20 protein-coding genes are annotated in these 23191 nt (G+C 48.5%); 7 read left to right on the top strand and 13 right to left on the bottom strand.

The features are described 5' to 3' along the window. Positions 1 to 9: 9 nt before the first annotated feature. The 10 genes from KNV97_RS04510 to KNV97_RS04465 form a co-directional block, all read right to left on the bottom strand. Positions 10 to 1062, bottom strand: a complete 1053-nt coding sequence (locus KNV97_RS04510; RefSeq protein ID WP_218561636.1) for a protein-glutamate methylesterase/protein-glutamine glutaminase — start codon at positions 1060 to 1062, stop codon at positions 10 to 12. Beyond that, a complete protein-coding gene (locus tag KNV97_RS04505; protein ID WP_218561635.1) occupies positions 1059 to 1703 on the bottom strand; it encodes a chemotaxis protein CheD in 645 nt (214 codons plus the stop codon). The genes KNV97_RS04510 and KNV97_RS04505 overlap by 4 nt, the downstream gene beginning before the upstream one ends. A gap of 8 nt (positions 1704 to 1711) precedes the next feature. Then, on the bottom strand, positions 1712 to 2542 hold the full coding sequence (locus KNV97_RS04500) for a CheR family methyltransferase (protein ID WP_218561634.1): 831 nt from the start codon (positions 2540 to 2542) through the stop codon (positions 1712 to 1714). Positions 2543 to 2557: 15 nt separating this feature from the next. Then, entirely contained in the window at positions 2558 to 4972 is a 2415-nt protein-coding gene (gene aer2 / locus KNV97_RS04495) for an aerotaxis transducer Aer2 (protein ID WP_218561633.1), read from the bottom strand. Positions 4973 to 4982: 10 nt separating this feature from the next. Next, positions 4983 to 5447, bottom strand: a complete 465-nt coding sequence (locus tag KNV97_RS04490) for a chemotaxis protein CheW (protein WP_136483651.1) — start codon at positions 5445 to 5447, stop codon at positions 4983 to 4985. After that, positions 5447 to 5920 (bottom strand): chemotaxis protein CheW, encoded by a 474-nt coding sequence (locus KNV97_RS04485; RefSeq protein WP_256611910.1) that lies wholly within the window; start codon positions 5918 to 5920, stop codon positions 5447 to 5449. Before KNV97_RS04485 ends, KNV97_RS04490 begins: the two co-directional genes overlap by 1 nt. Positions 5921 to 5995: 75 nt before the next feature. Then, positions 5996 to 8179 carry a chemotaxis protein CheA gene (locus KNV97_RS04480; RefSeq protein WP_218561631.1) on the bottom strand — a complete coding sequence of 728 codons (2184 nt, stop codon included), beginning with the start codon at positions 8177 to 8179 and terminating at the stop codon, positions 5996 to 5998. A 147-nt stretch (positions 8180 to 8326) separates the two neighbouring features. Next, entirely contained in the window at positions 8327 to 8686 is a 360-nt protein-coding gene (locus tag KNV97_RS04475) for a response regulator (RefSeq protein WP_136483654.1), read from the bottom strand. Between the two features lie 16 nt (positions 8687 to 8702). Then, positions 8703 to 8975, bottom strand: a complete 273-nt coding sequence (locus tag KNV97_RS04470) for an STAS domain-containing protein (protein WP_136483655.1) — start codon at positions 8973 to 8975, stop codon at positions 8703 to 8705. 291 nt (positions 8976 to 9266) lie between these two features. Beyond that, the gene (locus KNV97_RS04465; RefSeq protein WP_218561630.1) at positions 9267 to 11327 is read right to left on the bottom strand and encodes a GNAT family N-acetyltransferase; all 2061 of its coding nucleotides are present in this window, start codon (positions 11325 to 11327) and stop codon (positions 9267 to 9269) included. Between the two features lie 207 nt (positions 11328 to 11534). Between KNV97_RS04465 and KNV97_RS04460 the strand changes: the two genes are divergently transcribed. Next, positions 11535 to 12566 (top strand): ABC transporter substrate-binding protein, encoded by a 1032-nt coding sequence (locus KNV97_RS04460; protein ID WP_136483657.1) that lies wholly within the window; start codon positions 11535 to 11537, stop codon positions 12564 to 12566. Positions 12567 to 12644: 78 nt separating this feature from the next. Here KNV97_RS04460 and KNV97_RS04455 read toward each other — a convergent pair whose 3' ends face one another. Next, on the bottom strand, positions 12645 to 13616 hold the full coding sequence (locus tag KNV97_RS04455; protein WP_136483658.1) for a ParB/RepB/Spo0J family partition protein: 972 nt from the start codon (positions 13614 to 13616) through the stop codon (positions 12645 to 12647). A 7-nt stretch (positions 13617 to 13623) separates the two neighbouring features. Continuing rightward, complete coding sequence (locus tag KNV97_RS04450; protein WP_136483659.1) at positions 13624 to 14841, bottom strand: AAA family ATPase; 1218 nt, start codon at positions 14839 to 14841, stop codon at positions 13624 to 13626. 1274 nt (positions 14842 to 16115) lie between these two features. Here KNV97_RS04450 and KNV97_RS04445 point away from each other — a divergent pair. The 5 genes from KNV97_RS04445 (at position 16116) to KNV97_RS04425 (ending at position 21293) form a co-directional block, all read left to right on the top strand. Then, complete coding sequence (locus KNV97_RS04445) at positions 16116 to 18092, top strand: replication initiator protein RctB domain-containing protein (protein WP_136483660.1); 1977 nt, start codon at positions 16116 to 16118, stop codon at positions 18090 to 18092. 865 nt (positions 18093 to 18957) lie between these two features. Further along, positions 18958 to 19155 carry a PA3496 family putative envelope integrity protein gene (locus tag KNV97_RS04440; protein WP_136483661.1) on the top strand — a complete coding sequence of 66 codons (198 nt, stop codon included), beginning with the start codon at positions 18958 to 18960 and terminating at the stop codon, positions 19153 to 19155. A 161-nt stretch (positions 19156 to 19316) separates the two neighbouring features. Next, the gene (locus tag KNV97_RS04435; RefSeq protein WP_168796966.1) at positions 19317 to 19526 is read left to right on the top strand and encodes a DUF3283 family protein; all 210 of its coding nucleotides are present in this window, start codon (positions 19317 to 19319) and stop codon (positions 19524 to 19526) included. Positions 19527 to 19602: 76 nt separating this feature from the next. After that, positions 19603 to 20319 (top strand): YebC/PmpR family DNA-binding transcriptional regulator, encoded by a 717-nt coding sequence (locus KNV97_RS04430; RefSeq protein ID WP_218561629.1) that lies wholly within the window; start codon positions 19603 to 19605, stop codon positions 20317 to 20319. Positions 20320 to 20411: 92 nt separating this feature from the next. Beyond that, positions 20412 to 21293: an NAD(P)-dependent oxidoreductase gene (locus KNV97_RS04425; RefSeq protein WP_218561628.1), complete on the top strand. Its 882-nt coding sequence runs from the start codon at positions 20412 to 20414 to the stop codon at positions 21291 to 21293. Positions 21294 to 21459: 166 nt separating this feature from the next. On the opposite strand, the gene KNV97_RS04420 is transcribed toward KNV97_RS04425, so the two are convergent. Further along, positions 21460 to 21792: a thiol-disulfide oxidoreductase DCC family protein gene (locus KNV97_RS04420; protein ID WP_407701867.1), complete on the bottom strand. Its 333-nt coding sequence runs from the start codon at positions 21790 to 21792 to the stop codon at positions 21460 to 21462. 482 nt (positions 21793 to 22274) lie between these two features. Here KNV97_RS04420 and cyoA point away from each other — a divergent pair, with 482 nt between their 5' ends. Continuing rightward, positions 22275 to 23189, top strand: coding sequence for a ubiquinol oxidase subunit II (gene cyoA, locus KNV97_RS04415; protein ID WP_136483666.1), 915 nt, complete (start codon positions 22275 to 22277; stop codon positions 23187 to 23189). Positions 23190 to 23191: the final 2 nt, after the last annotated feature.

Below are 23191 nucleotides of genomic sequence, written 5' to 3'. Positions count from 1 at the left end.
TGCTGGCCGCTATCGGTTAATTTTATTTAGGTGAATATGTTCACCAATCCATTGCGGCATCGCGCTGAGTGCCCGCACATCCTTGGCTGCCCCCAGTTCAATGGCCACTCTGGGCATTCCCCACACCACACAACTACGTTCATCCTGGGCGACGGTTGCCGCGCCCTTCTGGCGCATTTTAAGCATCCCCTTAGCGCCATCTTGTCCCATTCCGGTCAGTAACATCGCCAACGCCTTATCTGCGAGCACTTCTGCCACCGAATCAAACATCACATCCACTGAGGGTTTATGACGATTGACCGGATCGCGGTCATCCAGCAACGCGTACAACTCGGCACCGCGGCGAGTGACCACCATATGTTGATCTCCGGGCGCAAGATAGGCGTGACCACTTTGCAGCAATACCTGACGCTGTTTGACCTCCTCCACTTCAACCGCGCTATTGGCATTAAGCCTCTTAGCCAATGAAGGGGTAAACTGGGCACTGATATGCTGGGTGATCACGATGGGCGGTAAACCTGCCGGTAATGCAGATAAAACGCTGTTCAGCGCCTCCGTACCGCCGGTTGAAGCACCAATGGCCAACAATTGGATCCGGGTTGAGCAAGGCGTTATTGTCACAGGAGCTTTTGCTGACGGCTTCGGGCTGCTGGCCACATTCGCCCCGGCCGCCATTTTGAGTTTGTCATTCACCAGCGTTTTGTAATTCACCATATCCGCCGTGTTATCGACTGAAGGCTTAGGAAAATAATCCACCGCACCGGCTTCAAGTGCCGCGAGTGTTGCATCAGCACCATGCTGGGTCAGGGTAGAGATCATCACCACCGGTATCGGACGCAGACGCATCAGATTACGCAGAAACTGTACGCCATTCATTTTGGGCATCTCGATATCCAGCGTCAGCACATCCGGATTGAGGCGCTTGATCATATCACGCGCCTGATAGGGATCCTCCGCGCTGCCGACAACTTCAAGATCCGGATCGGATGCGATCAGCTGGGTCAATAGCGCTCTGAATACCGGAGAATCATCCACGACCAACACTTTGATCATTTTGCTCATTCGAATAACTCCACATTCTTGCCCGTATCAGGCATTTGCTGCGCCACCTGGCTGGAGTAACACTCTTCACTGCGGCGAATCTGCATCACTTCCGCACAAGGAATACGTTTCAGCCAGGCTCGGCCCGACTTCGGGTCAAACAGTACGCGGCGCGGGTCGACTCCGCCCAGATCTTTAGCGACCACATTGAGGCCTTCACGCTGTACATAACCGAGAACAAACTCCACATTCTTAATTCCAATCAGTGATTTGAACCCCAGCAATTGCGCGCCACCAAACAGTTTCACATTCAGGCGACCGCGTTGCGCACCAATGTTAAGCAATTGATTAATAATATTTTCCATTGCATAACACCCGTAGCGGGAGGCATTCGATAACAGTTCATCGGCTTTCCAATGATGCAGTTCGGCGGTGGTATCAAACGGCAACAGAAAATGGTTCATCCCACCAACACCTGCGCTGGGATCCCAAATGCAGGCGGACACACAAGAGCCAAGTCCTGTGGTTATGATTTCATGATTCCCGCTCACGTATACCTGACCGGGCGCAACCTTAACCCACGGCAGGTCGGACCTATTGTGCGGGAAACGCTCAAAAGATGTCTGCGATGACGGTGTATGGGTTACGACTTCACTTACCATGGTTTGTCCTACATTTTGACGTAAATTGTCTGGCCGAGATGATGGAACAACGAACTGCACCCTCCCAATCCTTCAGAATGGCCGAGGAACAATACACCGCCAGGCTTGAGGCGAGCATGAAAACGCCTGAGTATCTGCTCCTGAGTAGGTTTATCGAAATAGATCATCACGTTACGGCAAGCGATCAGATCAAATTGCTCCGGCAGCGACCAGGGTTCGATCAAGTTGATCGGCTGAAACTGAATAAACTGCTGCAACCGGTTAGCCACTTTGATCTTCCCACTCTGCGCCTCTTTACCACGCATAAAACATTGCCTGAGGTACTGTTTCGGTATCGTCGCCAACGCCTCCTCCGGGTAGACGCCGCGTTTGGCATGCTCAAGTACCTGAGTATCGAGATCCGTGGCAAAGATTTTCACTGACTTAGCAAACTCAAAAGCACCGGCATGCCACAGGGTCGCGGCTATGCTGTATGGCTCCTCACCGGTTGAACAGCCGGCAGACCAGATCTTAATCTCGGTATTACCTAAACTGCGCCAACCTTCCACCACCACTTTTTCAAGAAACTCAAAATGATGAATTTCACGGAAAAACTGGGTTTTATTGGTCGTCAGTGTGTTGATGAAATGCACACATTCCTGCTCATCATTCTCTATCAGTGCCCGATACTCTTTAAAACGGGTTAATCCACGCCGCCTCAGCTGGCGGCTGACTCTGCCATACACCATGGCACGCTTGGTGTCCGCCAAATAGATGCCGACCCGCTTATGCATGAACCATTGGATGAACTTAAAATCCTTATCCGTCAGTTCAAATTCTTGTTCACTCACCGCCAACATAGCCTGAACCCTTTATTAGAACTCTTCCCATTCATCACCATCGTCACTGAGATTCATCTTGGCGTTGGCAACTTTTCCATTGGCACGTAAATCCCTGACATTGCCACGCTTGCCGGTTGGCTTGGCTGCGATTGGAGATCGTTTGGTCTCAAAGGTCGTAATGTTGCTGTCGGTGGCAAAGAAGTTCATCAGATTAAGCAGCTCTTTACCTTCGTCTTTCAGCGACTGGCTCGCCGCCGAAATTTCCTCAACCAGCGAGGCATTTTGCTGCGTCATCTCATCCATGGCGGTTACCGCGCGATTGATCTCATCAATACCGGTCGACTGCTCTATACTCGATGACGTGATCTGGCTAATCAGTACCGAAACTTTCTGCACCGCTTCAACTAACTCATCCAGCGTAGCACCGGATTCATTCACCAGGCGTGAACCTTCATCCACTTTCTCGACACTGTCTTTAATTAAGCCTTTAATCTCTTTCGCTGCCGCGGCACTGCGCTGTGCCAGGTTACGGACTTCACCCGCCACAACCGCAAATCCACGCCCTTGTTCACCGGCCCGCGCCGCTTCGACAGCGGCGTTCAGCGCCAGCAGATTGGTCTGGAATGCAATCTCATCAATCACACCGATGATGTCAGCAATCTTCTTGCTCGCGGTGTTGATTTCGCTCATCGCGTTAATGGCCTGCCCGACCACCTGGCCGCCCTGACTGGCTTTTTTCGCCGCATCGTTTGACACGGTATTGGCATCTTTAGCGTTATCAGCGTTCTGGCGCACTGTCGCGGTCATTTGTTCCATACTGGCTGCCGTTTGCTCCAGATTTGACGCCTGGGCTTCAACGCGCTGACTGAGGTCATTATTCCCGTCGGCAATTTCGGTCGAGGCAGTCGCCACCCGTGCCGAGGATTTCGTGATCTTATCGACCATATTGCGCAAGTTGATGATCGAAGTATTGACCGCTTCAGCCAGTCGCCCAAATTCACCCTGATGATCAGACGGCATCTGATTATTCAGGTTGCCTTCAGCCACCTCACTCATCACGTCAATACACTGGCCAAGCGGTTCAACCAGAGTATCAAGCAGATTATTAATACCATCGCCCAGCTCCCGCATAAATCCACTGTAAGCGGCCGTGTTGATGCGTTCATGCAACTGACCATCAATCGCTTTCTGAATCAGACTTTCCACCTGACGCTGGCCATCCTGTTGCTCGGTGATATCCACCCATTGCAGTGCCGGACCAATGTAGTTGCCTTTGCTGTCATGCATCGCAATACAGGTCAGATTGAACTCCAGCGCTCCGACCGCAATATTGGAACTGAATGGCAGGCGATCAGGATTATTAATGATATTACGCTGATGGCCTGGGTTTTTATGGAAAACATCAATGTTGCGTCCGACCAGATGATCAACATCAAAACCTGGAAATGCTTGCTGCAGCTCCCGTTGTCGGCTGCGCAGTAATTCCGTCAGCGACGGATTGAGATAACGTATGATGCCTTCAGGGTCAGCCATCATCAGGTTGGTGGTCATGCCCTCAACGGCAGAAGCAAGACGACCGATTTGCATGTCCATCGCACGCTCTTCGGTCACATCACGCCATTCCAGCGTGTTGCCAATATAGGCACCGCCCTTATCGAAAATTGCCGCAACATTGAGTTCTATTTTGATATCGCTGATGGCGATATCAGTACTGTATGGCAGATTACCCGGGTCGCTGAGCATCTTGCGCTGGTGGGCCGGATTGCGGTGGAACTCATCAATACAACGCCCCATCAGCCAGTCTGACGAAGCGGTAAAACCAGACCAGACAGTGCGTAGTTTCGCTTCATGCTTACCAAACAGATTCAGCGTTTCCTGGTTGATGTAAGTGATATTGAAATCACGATCAATCATGACCATCGCGGTTTGGGCCTGATCGATGGCCGCGCGCAGGCGTGCCACTTCATTTTCCTGCTGCCGTTCTGCCGTGACATCACGCCACTCCAGGGTGTTACCGACATACTGTCCGTCATGATCGAGTATCGCGCCGACGTTAAGTTCGATCTTAACGCCGCGAATGTCTATGGTCGTGATATAGGGCAGACGAGCCGGTGTCGATAACATCTGACGCTGGTGGGCCGGATTAGCATGAAACAGATCGATACAATAGCCGAGTAAAAAGTCTTCCTCAGCACGAAAGTTAGGCCATACCGATTTGAACAGGCTCTCATGCTGTTTGAGTAACAGCATCGATTGTTTGTTGACATAAGTGATTTTGAAATCACGGTCGATCATCATTAATGCCGTTTGTGCAGCATTTAACGCCGACAGCAGATGTTGATTGGAAATACCAAAACTCGCCTTGGCCGGAGTCTCATCTTGCACCACGTGACTGACTGGCGCGCTATCGTGTTTTTGTTGTTGGGGTTTGCGGTTCCAGAATGGCATGAGTATTCCCTCACATGATTGCAGCTTCGACGGAATGGTGTTGCAGCTTGCTCACATCAAACAGAGCTTCAACATCAATCAAAATTAGGTGGCCACTTTTGACCGAGGCGATGCCTTTAATAAAAGGCTGCGGCTGTGAACAAGATAAACCGGGCGCAGGTTTTATCTGCTGTTGCGACAGTTCGTACACTTCAGCGACACCATCCACGATAAGTCCGAGCGGCTGTTTGGCACTGTCATTAAGGACAATCACCACGGTGGTGGCACTAATGCAAGCCGGTTCCAGATTGAAACGACGCCGTAAATCAACTATCGGCACATATTCACCACGAATATCCAGAACGCCGAGTAAGTAATCCGGACCGTTGGGGACGGAACGTACCTCGCTCCAGCCACGCACTTCACGTACATCTAAAATGGGTACGCCATATTCATCTTGTGCCAGAATGAAGCTTAAAAATTCCTGACTGTGCATCACGCCTCCTCGCCCAGTAAACGCTGGATATCCAGCAGGGCTTCGGTATCCAGCAGCGACATCACCTCTTCACCGACATTGAGCAGGCCTTGCAGATACGGAGCAATTGACGTCTCGCCAATAGCGGGAAACAACTCGTTGTCACCCTGGCCGATGACGTCACTGACCGCATCCACTACCAGGCCCATCAGACGAGTTTGTTCACCGAACTCACTGCGCACCACTAACACCACGGTAGTCGGCAGATAATCGTTAGAGCCGATGCCGAAACGCAGACGCAAATCCATGATAGGAACTATCATACCGCGCAGATTAATCACTCCTTTGACGAAATGAGGCGCGCGAGGAATCGGCGTAGGATGCTCCCAGACGCGGATTTCTTCAATGTCGCAAATCGCCACGCCATACAATTCACTGGCCAGACGAAAACTGAGAAAGTCGGCATTCATTGCCGAAGCATCATGACTGGCCATCAACGCAGCATGAACCACGGATTCATGTTGCAGCGGATGCGCATGTTCGATATCCATTCCTAACTCTCCTTGTTATCAGGCAGCAATCACTTTCTGGGTCTGACTGCGACGTTTCAGATAATTGGTAATCAGCCCCTGAATATCCAGGATCAAAGACACCGAGCCATCTCCAAGAATGGTTGCTCCCGAGATACCGGCCACCTTGGCATAATTGGACTCCAGGCTCTTGATCACCACCTGTTGCTGATCAAGTAACTCATCAACCAGCAAACCGACCCGATTGCCCGCCGCTTCAACAAAACAGAGCAAGCGCTTATCCAGCGGGCCGCTGGCACCCATTTCCAGTTCATCCTGCAGGCGCAGTATCGGAATATTGTCTTCCCGCAAGCGATACAGTTCGACACCGCCGGAAGCCAGTTTGACGCAGGCGGGGTTAATCTGGATCGATTCGATGATAGTCAGCAGAGGAATGATGTAGACCTCCTGACCAACCTTAACCAGTTGGCCGTCGAGGATAGCCAGGGTCAGCGGCAGATTGATAGTAAAATGGCTGCCGCGTCCCAGTTCAGAATCCAGCTCAATATGCCCGCCAAGCTCTTCAATGTTGCGTTTCACCACATCCATGCCCACCCCGCGGCCGGAAATATCAGACACCTGTTCTGCGGTGGAAAATCCCGGAGCGAAAATCAGGCTCATCACCTGTTTATCACTGATATCTTCGCGTCGGCTGTCTGCGGGTAACACACCTTTCTCCACCGCCTTGCGCCAGATTCGCTCACAATCAATCCCGGCACCATCGTCTTTGACTTCAATAACAATTGAGCCCCCCTGATGGTAGGCTTTCAGTTCCACACAACCGGTTTCTGATTTACCGGCCTGCAGCCGCTGGTGTGGCTGCTCTATACCGTGGTCAATGCCGTTACGTACCAGGTGAACCAGCGGGTCCACAATACGCTCCAGCACGGTTTTATCGAGTTCGGTATTTTCGCCTTCAATTTTAAGCTCTACCTTTTTCTCCAGCCGGCCACACAAATCACGTACCAAGCGGGGAAAGCGACTAAACGCAAAACTCATTGGCAACATGCGAATATTGAGTACGTTTTCCTGTAGATCTTTACTATTTTGCAGTAGTTGCGCCAAGCCGGATTTGAGTTTTTCCAGCTTATCCATCGAAAAGTCGTTGCCAATTTCGGTTAACATGGATTGGGTAATCACCAGTTCGCCGACCAGATTAATCAGGCTGTCAACTTTATCGATATCCACCCTGATAGAAGTGACGCTGGACTCAGATTTGGCTGGTTTCACTGCCGCTTTGACTGCTGGCTCAGCCGCTAGAATAGGCGCCGCACTCACCTTAGCTGCAGTACTCACATCAGGCGTGGCGACCTTCGCTCCTTCCTCAACCAGCCCAACAGGTGTTAAGTCACCAGCGGTATTGACTACCGGGGTTAATGACGAAGCTGCACCTTGCGCATCATTGTCACCGGCAGCCATGTCCTCGCTGCCCGGCAGCTCAGACGCTATTCGATTAAGATGCAGGTCACATTCATCTTCAACCCATTCAAATATCTCCCGAATGTCACTCTCTTCGAGCGCTGCACTGAGCCGGATCCGCCACGCCAGATAACACAGCTCAGGCTCGAGTTCGAGCAATTCAGGTAAAGCACGGCTATCGACGTCGAGCTGGCATTGCGGGTCAAGCTGTTGCAACTCACGCAAAATACGCAGCGGATCATTACCACTGAAGAACAACTCGCGATGAGGTACAAACTGTAATTGCCATTCTCCGGGCGCGGAGTGGGCAGAGGAATCACTGCCGGAACGAAGTGGCGTTGCGGCTTGTTGACCACTTTGTCCCGTTTGATGTTCCGTGCCTTTGAGCAAGGCGCTCAATTCGAGCCCGACTTGATGTGTCATTGCCGTGTCACACGGAGAGCCCTGTTCATGACCATGAAGTAACTCGCGTATCATGTCGCAACTTTTCAATAGTACATCGACGCTGTTACTGCTGAGTTGCGTCTGATGGTTGCGAACCAGGTCAAGATAAGCCTCAACGGAATGGGTAAACTCGCTGATATCGAGTAAATTGAATGTCGCGGCACCGCCTTTGATAGAATGGGCGGCCCGAAAAATAGTATTAATGGTTTCATCATCGGCCTGTTGCGGGTCGAGATGTAGTAACACATTTTCCAGCACTTCAAGATTTTCACGACATTCCTCGTAAAACATCTTGCGCAGTTGCTCCATATCTAAAGCCATACCCTGCCCTACCAATTAACGTTATTCGTGACGCCCAAATCGCTTATCTTTTCTAGTACTGCTTATCTGATGTTGAGCCCTGGGTTGTTAACCAGATTTTGATTTAACAATTTATCCTTACCCGTAGAATCTGCGTTTACCCAGTGGTTACAGGACTCGTTGCAGCGTTTTGAGCAGCGTGTCCGGATTAAACGGTTTGACTATCCAACCGGTCGCACCGGCCTGTTTGCCTTGCTGTTTTTTCTCGGTACTGGTTTCAGTGGTTAACATCAGAATAGGAATAAACTTGTACTGTGGATTACCCCGAATCGCTTTAACCAATTCGAAGCCGCCCATGTTAGGCATGTTGACATCGGAAATAATCACATCAAATTTAGTACGCTGCGCCTTGATTAGCGCATCCTGGCCATCATTGGCCGTTTCTACTTCAAAGCCAGCGTCTTTAAGAGTATGACTGACCATCTGGCGAATAGAGATCGAATCATCGACGGCGAGAATTTTAGTCATCACGTTTTCCTTCTCATTACTGAGCACCCATAAGTATGCTGTCCAGTCCCAAGACTTTAAGGCCTTCCTCAAGCGTCTCAGATACGTTTTGAAACTGTAAATCTTTTCCGGCCACCCGAGCAGAATGATGAAATGAAACCAGCAGCTGCAATCCAGCCGCATCAACACGATTCACGCAGGCAGCATCAAGCACAATGACATCATCACTGTGCTGTTGAAGCCACTGGGTATATTGAACCTTGCAATCAACGACATTGCTGATATCCAGACTTTCATTGAGAGAAAACATGAAGTTTCACCTTACTGACGTGCGTGGATGCGAATTTTGGTCTTATGAAATGAGTGTAGAAACTAATGCTTAATTAGCAAATTCTCCACAACGTTTATACGGGATGCAGCAACCGGTGCTTTTAAACAAGATGCGTTATAAGCGATTAAATTAGAAAGGAAATTTTCATCTGATTAGCAAATCAAAAAGTCCTACCGGTTCAATGAGACCAATAGGACTTTTTTGTTATGTCGGGTTGTTCACACCCATTTACAGTGTAAATCGGGTAACGCGATTTACACTCGAATAACTTCAGGCTGTCAGTTTACAGTGTAAATTACTCAGTAACTTAGCCAACTCCGTACGGATGTCCTGTTCGGCCTGTTTACGACCAGTGTAATGATAACGTCTGGCACATTCTTGCCATGACCGTTGCTGGACCACTTTCGCAATCATCAGCTCAGATAGCTCCAGCCACTGCTGCGGCGCTAAAGCCAGTAAAAGTTGCTCAATCCAAACGGCAACACTTTCGTAGTTCGCGCCACCGTGGGCATAGCCGGACAATAAGTGATAGGGGACGGTCTGGTCAGAACTTGCTGACTGGCGTGCCGCCATCAACGCTTGCACCAGCCCCGTATCCAATCCCTGCAAACTATCTTTTAATTCATAACACAGATGCTGATAAAACTGCTGCTCAGCTGATGACATCCAATCACCACCAGACGCCCGGACCATTAACAGTGAATAACAGCCACTGGCTTGATCGCGCTGCGAGCCGAGCTTGACCGCTCGAAATTGGTTGCTGAGCCAAAAGCGAATCAGATGCTTGGTCGCGCCAAAGCTCGTCGCGTAATAGTCCGCCGGATTGTGCGCAATAAAGTGCTGCAGTAATTGAGACCCAAGCCCGAGTTGCTGGCACTGTGGGTGCACAGCAATCCGCATTACCCGCCAACAGGCTTGCTGCGCAGCCTCAGTCAGCCCGAGTTGATTGGCTAACGTCACTGGCGCTAACTGACCTCTCGGGCGCCGGGCGCCGAGCTGAATCTGAGTAATCAGCTCAGCATTCAGGCCACCTTCGCGCACCGCAAGAATGCAGCCCACGATCTGTTGTCCAAATTTAGCCTCCTGTTGCCCAGATTTAGCAACATACACCGACATGGCCTCATCACCCAGCAGATGCAGCAGGTCGTTAGGTGATGTTTGATAATGAGCATTGACCAATAAAGAGAAGATCTCAGACAGCAGTTGTGGCTGCTGCAACAGTTGCTGTTTACTCACCTGCTGATAACCAACCGCAGCGATGGAGAAATCTGCAGCCAAAGCTGGAAATTCATAATCAAGTAAAAACGCGCGTCGATGCCATGCTTCCAGCGGATCACCCAGGCTCCAGCGAATCGGTTGGTCAATATGCTGACTTCGAAATTGCGGACGCTCTTGCTGTAGCCAGTGAAGGAATTTGAGCGTAAAGCCACGCCCGCATCCTTCATAACCATGAATCGTGGTAGAAAACACCGCGCGATGATAACGGTCCACCAACGCAATTAACCAAGGTAGTGGCAGCGCCGCCGCCTCGTCGACCAACAACAGATCGCAATCCGGCGTCTGATTGATTAACTCATCCGGTGCAACAAAACGCACACTCGACTGTCCGAATCGAATCTCCCCTCTTTTTATCACCGCGTCTTGTAAACCGAGCTCGGCATGTCGAAAAAGCGGAGCCACACTGGCTAAAGACGGCGCCGTAACCAGGATGTGCAAATTACGGCTTTGCATTAAACGCGCCGCCGCCATGCCCAGTGCACTGCTTTTCCCGCGTCCGCGATCGGCGGTTAACACCAGTGGCCGCTTACGGTGCCCGCTGACTACCCGTTCGACATTATCGATTGCGTCATTCTGCTGAGAAAAATCGATATCGCCGAATCGCTGTTGCCGGGCAGGCATTAGCGGTAATTGTCGCGGCGTAATCACTGGCAGTTCATCCAGACAGCGATTCAGCCACTGCGTGGCGGGACTGTTTTTTTGCGGCAGCTCCCCTAGCACAATCAACAGCCCGCCGCCGACTAAAGTCCCTAACGCCGCACTGAAACTATTTGCGTCCAGACCCGCCGAGACATCACAAATCAGCAACTGGCATTCACGTCCGAGAAACTGCTGGCCTTTGTTAAAGGCAACATGTTCAGCATGCGTCACATGCTCACCGCCCAACTGAAAGACAGTTGCAACCGAAGATTTGTCACTCAGACAATCTGCTAATATGGAGTCATGCCATGGCACTGTGGCAGCAATACGCACCCCAAAGCGGCAATGCTGCTGTTTGGCTTGTTGTGATAATTGCAAAAGAAAGTGAGAAATGTCTGCACTGGAAATTGTCATAAACTTTGCTCTGAATAACCCTGGCTCCATGTTAGCACACGCATCAGCAGCGATAAGAGCGCTATCGTTGCGTAGCAACAGAATCGCGCTCCACAGTGAAAATTTTTTGCCAAAACGACAAATTATATTTGCTTTATTAAGAACCTGATTTCACTAATGATGCAACAGAAATCCAGTATGGTGCTGGGCCAGAGGAAAGCAAATGCAATGAAACATTTCATCAAAGGATTGGTATTGGCTGCGGCCGTCGCGGCGTCGCAAGTCAACGCTGAAACACAAAGCCTGAACGTGTATGCCTGGGGCGGTTACCTGCCTGAAGCATCGTTGAAAAAGTTTGAACAGCAAGAAGGTGTCACCATCAACTATTCTACTTTCGAGAATAATGAGTCGATGTATACCAAGCTCAAACTTCTCAAAGGTAGTGGTTATGATGTGGTGTTCGCCTCCGCCTATTTTATCGAAAAAATGGGCCGAGAAGGTTTGTTGAGCGAACTCGACCACAACCAAATCCCGAACATGAAGGATACGGTGCCTGCCCTGCTTGGTCAGGCTCATGATCCACAAAACAAGTATTCATTGCCGTACATCTGGGGGGTGACCGGATTAAGTTATAACGAAACAGCCATCCCGCAAGGCATCACTAAATGGCAAGATTTATGGGACAGCCAATACCGCCAGCAAGTCATGCTGATCGACGACATCCGTGATGTGTTTGGTATGGCGCTTAAAATGAATGGTTACAGCATCAATACCAAAAACGAGCAAGAAATTGAAAAAGCGTACCAATCTCTCGCAGCGCTGAAAGATAACGTTTTGCTGTATAACTCAGACGCGCCGCATGTACCTTACGTATCAGGTGAAGCGACCTTAGGTATGCAATGGAACGGCAACGCCTATCAGGGACAACAAGATATGCCGGAACTGAAGTTTGTTATGCCGGAAGAAGGGGCGGTATTGTGGATGGACAACTTCACCATCCCGTCCGGCAGCCAACAAAAAGCCCTGGCACATAAGTTTATCAACTTTATGTACCAGCCTGAAAACCAAGCCGAAATCGTCAACAGCCTGGGTTATGCCTCAGCAACCAAAGGCGGACGAGCCTTGCTGCCGGAAGCGCTGCGTAACAACACCACTATCTTCCCTTCTGATGAAGATATGGCGAAAGGCGAATTTATCAATGATGTCGGCCCGCAAGCGCTGGCTATCTACGAAAAATACTGGCAGCGCCTGAGAAACTAAAGCACTGGCCGTAACCTACACCTATCAAAAAAGCCCGCTTCATAAGCGGGCTTTTGCACTGGCGAGAGCCAGGTTGTATCAACTCAGTTTCTGCTCAACAAATTCCAGAATCTCTTTCATCAACGCATCGTCGACTTTTTTCAGATTCAGCGCCAGATTAGAGCCTTTGCGCGCATAACTTGCACGACCTTTGATAAGATCAACCTTGTTGCTCACGGCACGCTTGGGGGGGACCAGTTCCTGAATCCAGGCTTCCAGCGTCTCAGTTACTTCTTTGGTGATACGGGCAACACCCTGAGCATCACAACGCTGCCAGACGAAACCATCACTCTGATGACACTTAGCCAACAGCTCTCGCTGCTGGGCTTCACTCAGGTCATTAAACTGCTTATGCAGCTTGACGATGGTCGGCCGACCCAGTTCTACCACATTAGGATAAGCCTGCAGCAACTCAAGTGGCAGTGCCGCGGCTTTCAGCGCGCCGCTGACCAGAGCTTCACTGCACTGGAATATCTTAGCCAGCGCTTTCTGATCTTCTGCTTCACCGCTGTCGAGTTTGGCCTGCATTTCACGCCCTTTCTCATACAGCGACAGAGGTTTATGCGCATTTGCTACGTCAGACAGGAACTTGGCGTGTTCGCCATTAATGTGCTCACCAACGTAAATCAAGAACTCTTGGCCGGCCAAAATACAAGACATACGACGACGGCTGCCATCGAGAACCTCAATACGGCCATCCTCACACCGGCGTCCGACCGCCGGATACTGTTGCCCACGTTCACGTAAGGTGGTCAGGACATCCGACAGGGCATGCTCGTTAAGAAAAGCCTGTTCACGGGCGTTTTCGGCAAATACCCGGGTCTGACTCTCTACTTCGTCAGCAGGTATACGTACCAGTTCGAAAGTCACCAGCTCTTCACCGGCCACAGACAGTTCAATCACCTGCGCCTGCTCTTTGGCTGCTGCCTGAGCTTCCGCGGGTGTTGACGCACGACGTTTATTGGCCTTGCCAAACAGTTTTGCATTCAGATCAGACGTTTTAATTGCCATGTGTTACTTACCCCTGGTTAAGTGAAGTCCAATTTGAGTGAAGCACGCGTTCCAGTTCCAGCGCACTCTTTTGCACTGCATCCTGAGCCGTGGCCAGCGTTTTCTTACCGCCTTCAAAGTCACCCGTGGTGAGATCGAATACAGTGCTGTAAGTATCGGCACAAGTTTCAAAAGCACGGCTACGCGGAATGGTTGCCATCATGACCTGATCACCGAGCAGGTAGTTCATTTCGGTCAGGACTGACACTTGTTTCTTGTTGTCATCTTCAAACATGGTCGGCATCAAACGAACAAATTCCAGCCCTTTCCAATCATCCGGAAACATTTCATACACGGTCGGTAAATGCTGAAAGAAGTTCACGGTCGATGCCCAGTCGAGACGCTTCGCGGCACATGGAATCAATAACGCATTCGAAGCATACATCGCATTCCACACCAGCGGGTCGACGTGCGGGCCAGTATCAATCATGATGACATCGAACTCGTCAGCAATCTTGTCAATCAGCTTTTCTTTTAGCAAACGCACAATATCCAGCGACTGATTCTGAGACAGGTATTGCCACGCTTCCGCGTTAAACATCGCATCTTCCGGAAACGCAGAAATGGTTTTCAGGTTTGGATACTGAGTCGAAAGCATCACATTTTTTTGCAGGAATGCTTTGTCAACCTCAACTTCTTCCGGCACATTGTCGAGCATAATGTCGACCGCTGAATAGATGTTGTTGTGCTCTGCCAGGCTGATCTGCGGGTTAAGGAACAAACGCAGTGAGCCTTGGGGATCCAAGTCAATCAGACAAATGCGATAACGTTTATCGAGGTTGAGTGCCAGACACGCCGCCAGATGGACCGCTGTCATCGACTTACCGGTACCACCCTTCTGGTTCTGAACGTTAATAATCCACGGTTTATTATCCGTATTTTTCTTACGTTGGTGGAATTTGGGGATACCCGCCGCATCCATCAGCATATGTGCTTCAGAGAGAGAAATGGAGTAGTGGTTGGCGTTGTTTTTTGTAAACTGATGCCCGGCCTCTTCCATTTTTGCTATTGCCTCATCCAGTTTACGACGTGTCAAACCTGAACGGGTTTCCATTAGCGCCTTGGACATCGGAGGAAAGTGTTCGTCACGACGTTCCTCCAACACAATCTCAATTCGGTCAGATTGGACTTGCTGTGTCTGTTCCGCTAGCTGGTAGAGATTGTCTATCGTTTGTTCTCTTTTCATAGCCAAATTCCGTGATTAGTGCTTTAAGTCGAATTGTACAGCAATATTAACCATATACAATAAAAAGGTGAACAATCACTTTTAGATAACAATCACATTAAATAGATTTTTAACACAACTTTTATCGAATAAGACTTAAAGGCTGAAAAATCATCGTTTAAAACTAGCGTAATAAGATAATCAAACCCGCAAACTTTTAAAAAGTCACAGCGTCACTTATTTACAATGTAAAACCATTACAAAGTACATCAATTCGCCCACTGCGTCTCTCTGGTGATGCACTCACCTAATTTTACCGGAACGATTATCTGTGCGGCTTAAATTACGGAGCCTGTCATTTCAATTTCAATCATTCACCTACCAGAACAAAACCCGAGCATAAGGTGCGTATCTTGATCATTAGACCGAATTGAGCGCACTCAGCAAGTTAGCAATGAAAGCATGATCAAGGCTACAATGATGATCATGCTTCCGGTCACTATGGCTGGTACAGGAAACATGATCAAGGTTATTTTTGATCATCTCGCAGCGCCAATTCATCCCCGCCAAGTTGATCCTGGATCGGATCAATGATCAAGAGCAATGCATTTACGGAAGCATGAAAAATTCCGGCAGAACTACGGACAACGTCAATTACAATCAGGGTTAGCGACGAATACGGCCATTCAAAGCCCGGTGATGAATCCTATTCAAGTAACAGCGTTGACAGTATACAGGCCATGATCATGCTTTCGATGCAGTTTCACACCACAATAAGCAAGCGCTGATAAGTACGAGCCTGTCGATGGATTCAGAAAATGGCGATTTTAGCCGCACACTGACCCGGATTGATGAAACTCTTGATCATGCTTCCGCTAAGATCACGAACAGAAAATGAGAAACAGCTCAGGTTTAACATACTGTTATTTCTCAGCTTGTGGATAAAGTGTGTATCGGCCTTGATCATCGTTTGCAGAATGCGTTGATCATTGATTCATGCTGTTCATGATCATGGTTTCAGAGAAGTTTGATCATGCTTTCAATAAGTTAATGATCATCGTTTCGAAATTACTATGATCATGCTTTCGAGAGGTGTAAAAAAAAGACAAGTTAAAACAATGCATTAGAGGTGACTTTGGACTCAGATCATATGATCACTCTAATCATCTTATATCAATATAATCAGAAAGATCAGTTATTTAAAACCAACAATTTTTTTCTTTATTTATGATCTCTTTTTCTTTATTCTCTTGGAACTATAGCGATATTACGGCTAGTGTGATACGGATCGAATAATGGCATCAGAAAATAAATTGCTGATAAAGGCACCCAGAAGCCACAAAGATGGACATCTCTTTGAGGTTTCTGAAACAGCAGTAGACTGGATTGAACAATATCAGCATTTTAAAGGTGTAACTAAGAGTATTGTTGAACTCCTGAACTTGATCTCACTACGAGGCTTTCGTAGTAGGGACGGCTTAGTTTCAACCACTGAATTGATCGATGCCACCGATGGTCAGCTGACACGTGCTGCGATCCAGCAACGCCTGCGCGCTGCAGTATCGATCGGTCTGTTTAAACAGGTTCCGGTGCGTTTCGAAGAGGGCCTGGCGGGGAAAACCATGCTGCACCGGTTTGTTAACCCCAATCAGTTGATCTCAGTATTAGGATCAACCAGCCTGATGACAGAATCCGTTAAGCAGACCGAAAAACGCAAACGCTCCAAAGCGCTGGCCCAAACTCAGGTAAATCAACGTTTACTCACGGAACACGGCTTGAATACGCCACCAGCAATGAAAGATGAAGCAGATCAGTTCGTTGTTTCTCCAACGAATTGGGCGGGTATTATCGATCAGGCGCTGGCTCCGCCACGAACGCGTAAAAGTTACCAAAAATCCATGGTGTCGATCTCCGGTACCCGAGCTGTGATCGAAACACGATCGTCAAAGAATATCATGACGGTTGACGATCTGATGACTCTGTTTGCTCTGTTTACCCTGACCGTTCAGTATCATGATCATCATCATGAAGACTATCAACTTAATGCCAGCCACGTACCGAATAAAACACCGCTCTATATCACCGATATTCTCTCATTGCGCGGTAAAAAAGACAGTGGCCCGGCGCGCGATTCTATTCGTGACAGTATTGATCGAATTGAATTTACCGACTTTCAATTGCACGAGCTGACCGGACGCTGGCTGAGTGAAAACATGCCGGAAGGCTTCAAAAGTGATCGTTTTCGTTTTCTGGCCCGCACCATTACCGCATCCGAAGAAGCACCGACGGAAGGGAGTGATGGTGAAATTAAGATCAAACCGAATTTGTATATTCTGGTATGGGAACCTTCATTCTTCGAAGAGCTGATGACCCGGGACTACTTCTTCTTGTTCCCGCCAGAGATCCTGAAGCAACACACTCTGGTATTCCAGCTCTACTCTTATTTTCGTAGCCGTATGTCACGTCGCCACACGGATGTGATGCTGCTGAGCGAACTTAACCAGAAGCTGGCGCGTAATATTGAATGGCGGCGCTTTTCAATGGATCTGATCCGCGAACTCAAGCGCTTGTCAGACGGTAAAGGGACCGACGATCTGTTTGTGGTGAATTTGTGGGGTTACCATTTGACGATCACCACTTCGATCGACAAAGGTAAAGTGATCGATTATCAGGTTGATATCAAATGTGATGTCGAAGAAGTACTGCGTTACTCACGAGCCAAAACCACCAATGCTGGCAAACGTAATATGGCGCCAACCCTTCCGAATCCGCTGCGACATGAAATGGTGTCACGTCAGAAACTGGATGAACTGTCAGAAATCATCGATGGCGAATTTGAACCTATTCAGCGTAAAGCGCCTTCTCCGCGCGGTAAACTAGGGCGTCGGGTTAAGCAACGTAAACACCTGGTAGAGATCAACGCGGACGAGATTACCATAACCTTATCCAAATATACCTCTCCAGAGGCTCTGGAACGCAGTATAACGGCTTTAGCCGCTATGACAGGGCATTCCCCTTCCTCTATCCGGGAAGAGTGTGTGGAGCTGATAGATAAGCTGGATTGGCTGCGTGTGGATGACAACGTTATTCCGTACGAGACACTGAGTAAGGTGATTGAGTTGTATAACACCCAAAATCAGAACAAGCATCTGTCGGTCGAGCGGTTGATTTCTGGCCTGGCAGTGCGACGCAAAGTGTGTAAGCAGGTGTTTGAAGGCCATCTGGATGACATGGTATTCCGCGCCCTGGATGAGGTCGCAATCGGAGTGTGAAAACCTCAACCAACACTGAACACAACCCTGACAAAGGCCTGACAAAAGCGGTGACAGGTTTGCGTATCGTTATTAGCGAATAGACAACCTTTTGCCCTATCTGATGAATTAATAGATTGGCTCATATTGTTAGATTCATTCTGAATTATTTTGCGAGTTCTCCCTAAGAACTCGCTTTTTTTTGTCTTAAATTCAATCACATCACTTTAATCCGTTTTACCTTCCTGGAGCGATTTCCTTGATCATGTGTCCGTGAATTGCTGATCGTTGCGCTATATCGCGCAATCTTTGAGCACCAAAAATCGATCCCGCAACAGGCAACTGTCCCGGCTGAATGAAGGGATCGGGGTGAACAGACCGGGCATTGCTCTTGATCATTATCGCCTTGATCATTGTTCCGTCTAGCGAGTTTCGGGTCGTTAACGCTGAATCTTATCGCAGGGGAGGGCGATTGATCTGCTGTTTCTGCCACTCCTTGATCATGCTTTCGTACGTTCAGGAACTGTGGTGTGTAAGAGCAGTAAAACAGCAGTTGGTTATGCAGGACCAAATATGCTCAGGACACGGATGATAGTGGCACTGGAAAAAGTTTAAGAGTCTTGTTGTATAACGGCTGACACGGTGTTTTGCTGCGCTGGTGAGCAATCAACGGGATGAGAAATGAGAACTGGATCGGCTTTATTTTCAGGCGACGATTTTTAAATGTACTTCGAGTTTTGCGGGTCGGCAAAAGATAAATGCAGGCGGACAAATTTAGATTTCTGAACTATCGTTTGAATCACATTCTGGTCTAAATCTGCTTAACAACGATTTACCCGTTTGCTACAGATTAGCTGTCCCTGGCATGGTTTGTTCGGAGGTTAGAATGTCCATCAATTCAATTGACCATGATGAAATGACACATATTGCAAGTAGTTGGGATCTCGCTGAAGAAGTCGAGACTCAACGTCCGGTGAAGAATCTGAAATCAGCGGAAGCGCGCCGTCGTATCGAAACACTGCGCGAGATCCGGGAAAGCGGATTATCCATCGAGGAAGCCAAGGAATTAGGTCTGTTGCATTAACACAACCTGATCGGCATATTGACAAGGGTGGCGTAAGCCACCCTTTGTATTTTTAGCGCTTTTATTGATGAAAGCCGCTTAAAGCGACATTTTGACTCTTAATTTTTACCATTCCTATGCTATATTTCGCCCCACCTTATCTATCTACTGTGGGCTTACTAATGTCTTTCAACCTTGCGCTGCTGGATGCTGCAGAGAAAAACAAAATTGAACTCGATAAACAGGCTTCTTTTTTAGTTTGGAAGATGAAGCAGGCAAAAGGCGGACCGGAAGAGATCACTAAGCAACTAGCCAAGCTCAGCTCCGAGGCGGAGAAAGCGTGGTTTCAACAGTCGGTTGATAAGTACAAACGAGTGATGGGCGTAATGTAACGCTTGGCCCTCTGCAGAAATTTGATTTTCTGCTAAAATCCGTCGCATTAAATTTTGAACTAGAGAGAACATCCCGATGGGAAGAAGTTTTGAAGTGCGCAAAGCCTCAATGGCGAAAACTCAAGGCGCAAAAATTAAAGTTTATTCCAAATACGGTAAAGAAATTTACGTGTGTGCTAAGAACGGTGGTTCAGACCCTGAGATGAATCTGTCTCTGCGTCACCTGATCACTAAGGCGAAAAAAGACCAGGTACCAGCACACGTTATCGAAAAGGCGATTGATAAAGCCAGTGGCGGCGGTGGTGAAGATTACCAACCAGCACGTTACGAAGGTTTTGGCCCTGGCGGTATCAGCGTGATCGTTGACTGTCTGACTGACAACGGTAACCGTACTTTCCAGGATGTTCGCCAGTGTTTCGTTAAGACCGGCGCTAAGATTGGTACGCCAGGTGTGGTTTCACACATGTTTGATCACCAGGCTGTATTCCAGTTCCAGGGCGACGATGAAGAAGCCGTACTGGAAGCGTTGATGATGGAAGATGCTGACGTGACTGATATCGAGCTGGAAGATGGTGTGATCACTGTCTTTGCTCCAAACACGGAATTCTTCAAAGTGAAAACTGCTCTGGGTACCGCATTCCCGGATCTAACTATCGACGTTGAAGAAGTCACGTTCGTTCCTCAGAACCGCACTGCGATTGCCGGTGAAGATGCTGAGAAATTCCAGAAGTTCCTGGATATGCTGGATGATTGTGACGATGTTCAGCAGGTTTACCACAACGCTGAAATCTAATCATTGAAGAGCCGGGCTGAGCCCGGCTTTTTTGTGTCTGCAATTTGTGATGGCAGCGCGGTGAAAAGGGCAGCCTCAATAAGGAGTCAATTATGAATGTCAGTTTTATTGGTTTAGGTGTGATGGGCTATCCGATGGCCGGTCATCTTGTCAAAGCTGGTTTTACCGTGACGGTTTACAACCGCACCGAAGCGAAAGCCAAAGCGTGGGCTGAGCAGTTTGGTGGCCACTATGCAGCGACGGTTGAAGAGTGTGTGCGCCATGCCGAGGTAGTATTGACCTGCGTTGGGAATGACGATGACGTGCGCTGCATGACCACCAGCGCCAGCGGTGCTTTAGCATTTATGCAGCCAGGTGCAATTTTGGTCGACCATACGACTACCTCTGCATTGTTGGCTGAAGAGCTCGCCGCAGCGGCGCAACACGTTGGTGTGCGTTTTATGGACGCGCCGGTTTCCGGTGGCCAGGCCGGGGCTGAGAATGGGGTACTGACCATTATGTGTGGCGGTGAAAAAGCGCTGTTTGATCAATTGCAGCCGGTGTTTGATGCTTATGGTCGCTCGTCGGTGCTGATGGGCGCGGTAGGGCAGGGGCAACGTGCCAAAATGGTCAATCAGATCTGTATTGCCGGAGTGCTGAACGGGTTGTCGGAGGGGCTGATTCTGGCTGAAAATGCCGGGTTGGATATTGCTACTCTGGTCGCTTGCCTGAAAAATGGTGCTGCCGGCTCGTGGCAGATGGAAAATCGGGCGCAAACCATGGCCGAGAATCAGTTTGATTTCGGTTTTGCGATTGACTGGATGATTAAAGATCTCGGTTTCTGTCTCGATGAAGCTGAGCGGCAGGGAATCCGTTTGCCGATGACCGAAAAAACCGCCCAGGCGTACCGGGCATTGTCAGCGCAAGGCGATGGCAGAATGGACACATCGGTATTGATTAAGGCCGTTAAAAACGATAGCCAAAAAACAGCGTAATTAACAGATTGATGTTACACGAGAATGGTTGTTAACTATTTGATAACAAAGAGATCTTGTTCAAAGTTTTAATGTTCCAGAAGCGACGGTTTACAGTGTAAAACCGTCGCTTTTTTAAGCGCTGTTGTTGGCCAATAAGACAGGCACAAATATTAAAATATGGCGTCTATCGACCACATTGGTTGTTGTCGCAGCGGCTTTGACCTGTCAGCCAGCGTGATATGGTGTAACGATGCTTAGCAAACAGAAGATAACACTGGTCGGCTAACGTCTTAATAAGCGGCCAACGTGTCGGTGCATAAATCCAGCCTTTTCCGACCAGTCTCCAAGCCTGGTGTAATACATCCAAACCGCGAATCAATTGGTTACGGTTATTGTAAGCAAGAATGATTCGCTGTGCCTCGGCCGGATCGATGTCGGGATAGTCCGCCATCTGGTCGCTGTTGATATCGATGAGCGCAATCAGATTGTGATCGTCGTAGCGTTTTAAGGCACGCATTTCGCGTACACAAAGCGGACATTGGCCGTCAAAAAAAAATCGTAATTTGTGACATGTTTTAAGAATATTTATTTTCCTTTTCTTTGACAAAATGATGACAGTTATTGACTGAGGTCAAAGAAAGTTTATTTAAATAACAGGAAGTTGACGTCCTTAACCATGGTTTGATAAAGGTTTATATTTGCTTATGATTCCATTTTTGCAAGATTAGATTGCAATTTCGTCTACTGTGATCGACAAACAATGACCGCATAATGCGTCGGATGTAACAATTTGTATGCGGCTGTGGCATTTGGGTATATGCGCGAATGGCAGAGAAAATGACGAATGTCGGAATTCTGAGTGGCGTATACATAAATGTTACATGAAGTAAACATTTGTGCAAGCTCAATTACACATAAAAACTCATAAACATCAACCGCGGGTTCTTAAAAGTGCCAACTTTTGTCTCTGGAATCCCGCAAATACAGTCGAGAAAGTCAATGGAAGCCTCAAGATATAAAAACATCTTGTCGAGAGCCGGATTGTTCATTGCAATTTTGCTCCTCTCGGGATGTCAATCTGCTTTGCTTGATCCAAAGGGCATGGTAGGGGTACGTGAAAAGGAGTTGATCATCACAGCTCTTGTTCTGATGTTGATTGTCGTGATCCCTGTGATTTTGATGACAATCTACTTTGCCTATAAATACCGTGCGAGCAACACTGACGTAGAGTACACACCAGATTGGTCACACTCGACCAAGATCGAAGTGGTGGTTTGGACGATTCCAATCATCATCATCGCGATTTTGGGCGTGATTACCTGGCGTTCTACCCATGAGCTCGAGCCATCTGTTCCTCTGAAAAGCGACGTCGATCATATGACAATCGAAGTTGTGTCACTGGATTGGAAATGGCTGTTTATCTACCCTGAGCAGAATATTGCCACAGTCAACTATGTCGCGTTCCCTAAAGATGTGCCGGTGGAGTTCAAAATCACCTCTGACAACATCATGAACTCATTCTTTATCCCTCGATTAGGTAGTCAAATTTACGCTATGCCAGGCATGGTGACCCGTTTGCATCTGATTGCTAATCATGAAGGTGAGTACAAAGGTATTTCTTCCAGCTACAGCGGCGAAGGTTTCTCTCACATGAAATTCACGGCCAGTGCCCTGCCTGATCAAGCAAGCTTTGATGAGTGGGTACAAAACGTGAAAGCTCAGCCTAAGAAGCTGAACGATTTCAGTGATTACCAAACGCTGGCGAAGCCGAGCGAAGACGTTCCTGTGACTTACTTCTCTGAAGTTCCTCAAGACCTGTTCTCATCTGTTGTGATGCAGTTTATGGGTTCTCTCAATGATGATGAGAAAAAGGAAGTTCACGGTCATATGAACATGGCAGAACACAAAGGGTAACA

Source organism: Vibrio ostreae (assembly GCF_019226825.1).
GTDB lineage: Bacteria > Pseudomonadota > Gammaproteobacteria > Enterobacterales > Vibrionaceae > Vibrio > Vibrio ostreae.
This window is presented reverse-complemented; position numbering and strand designations above follow the sequence as displayed.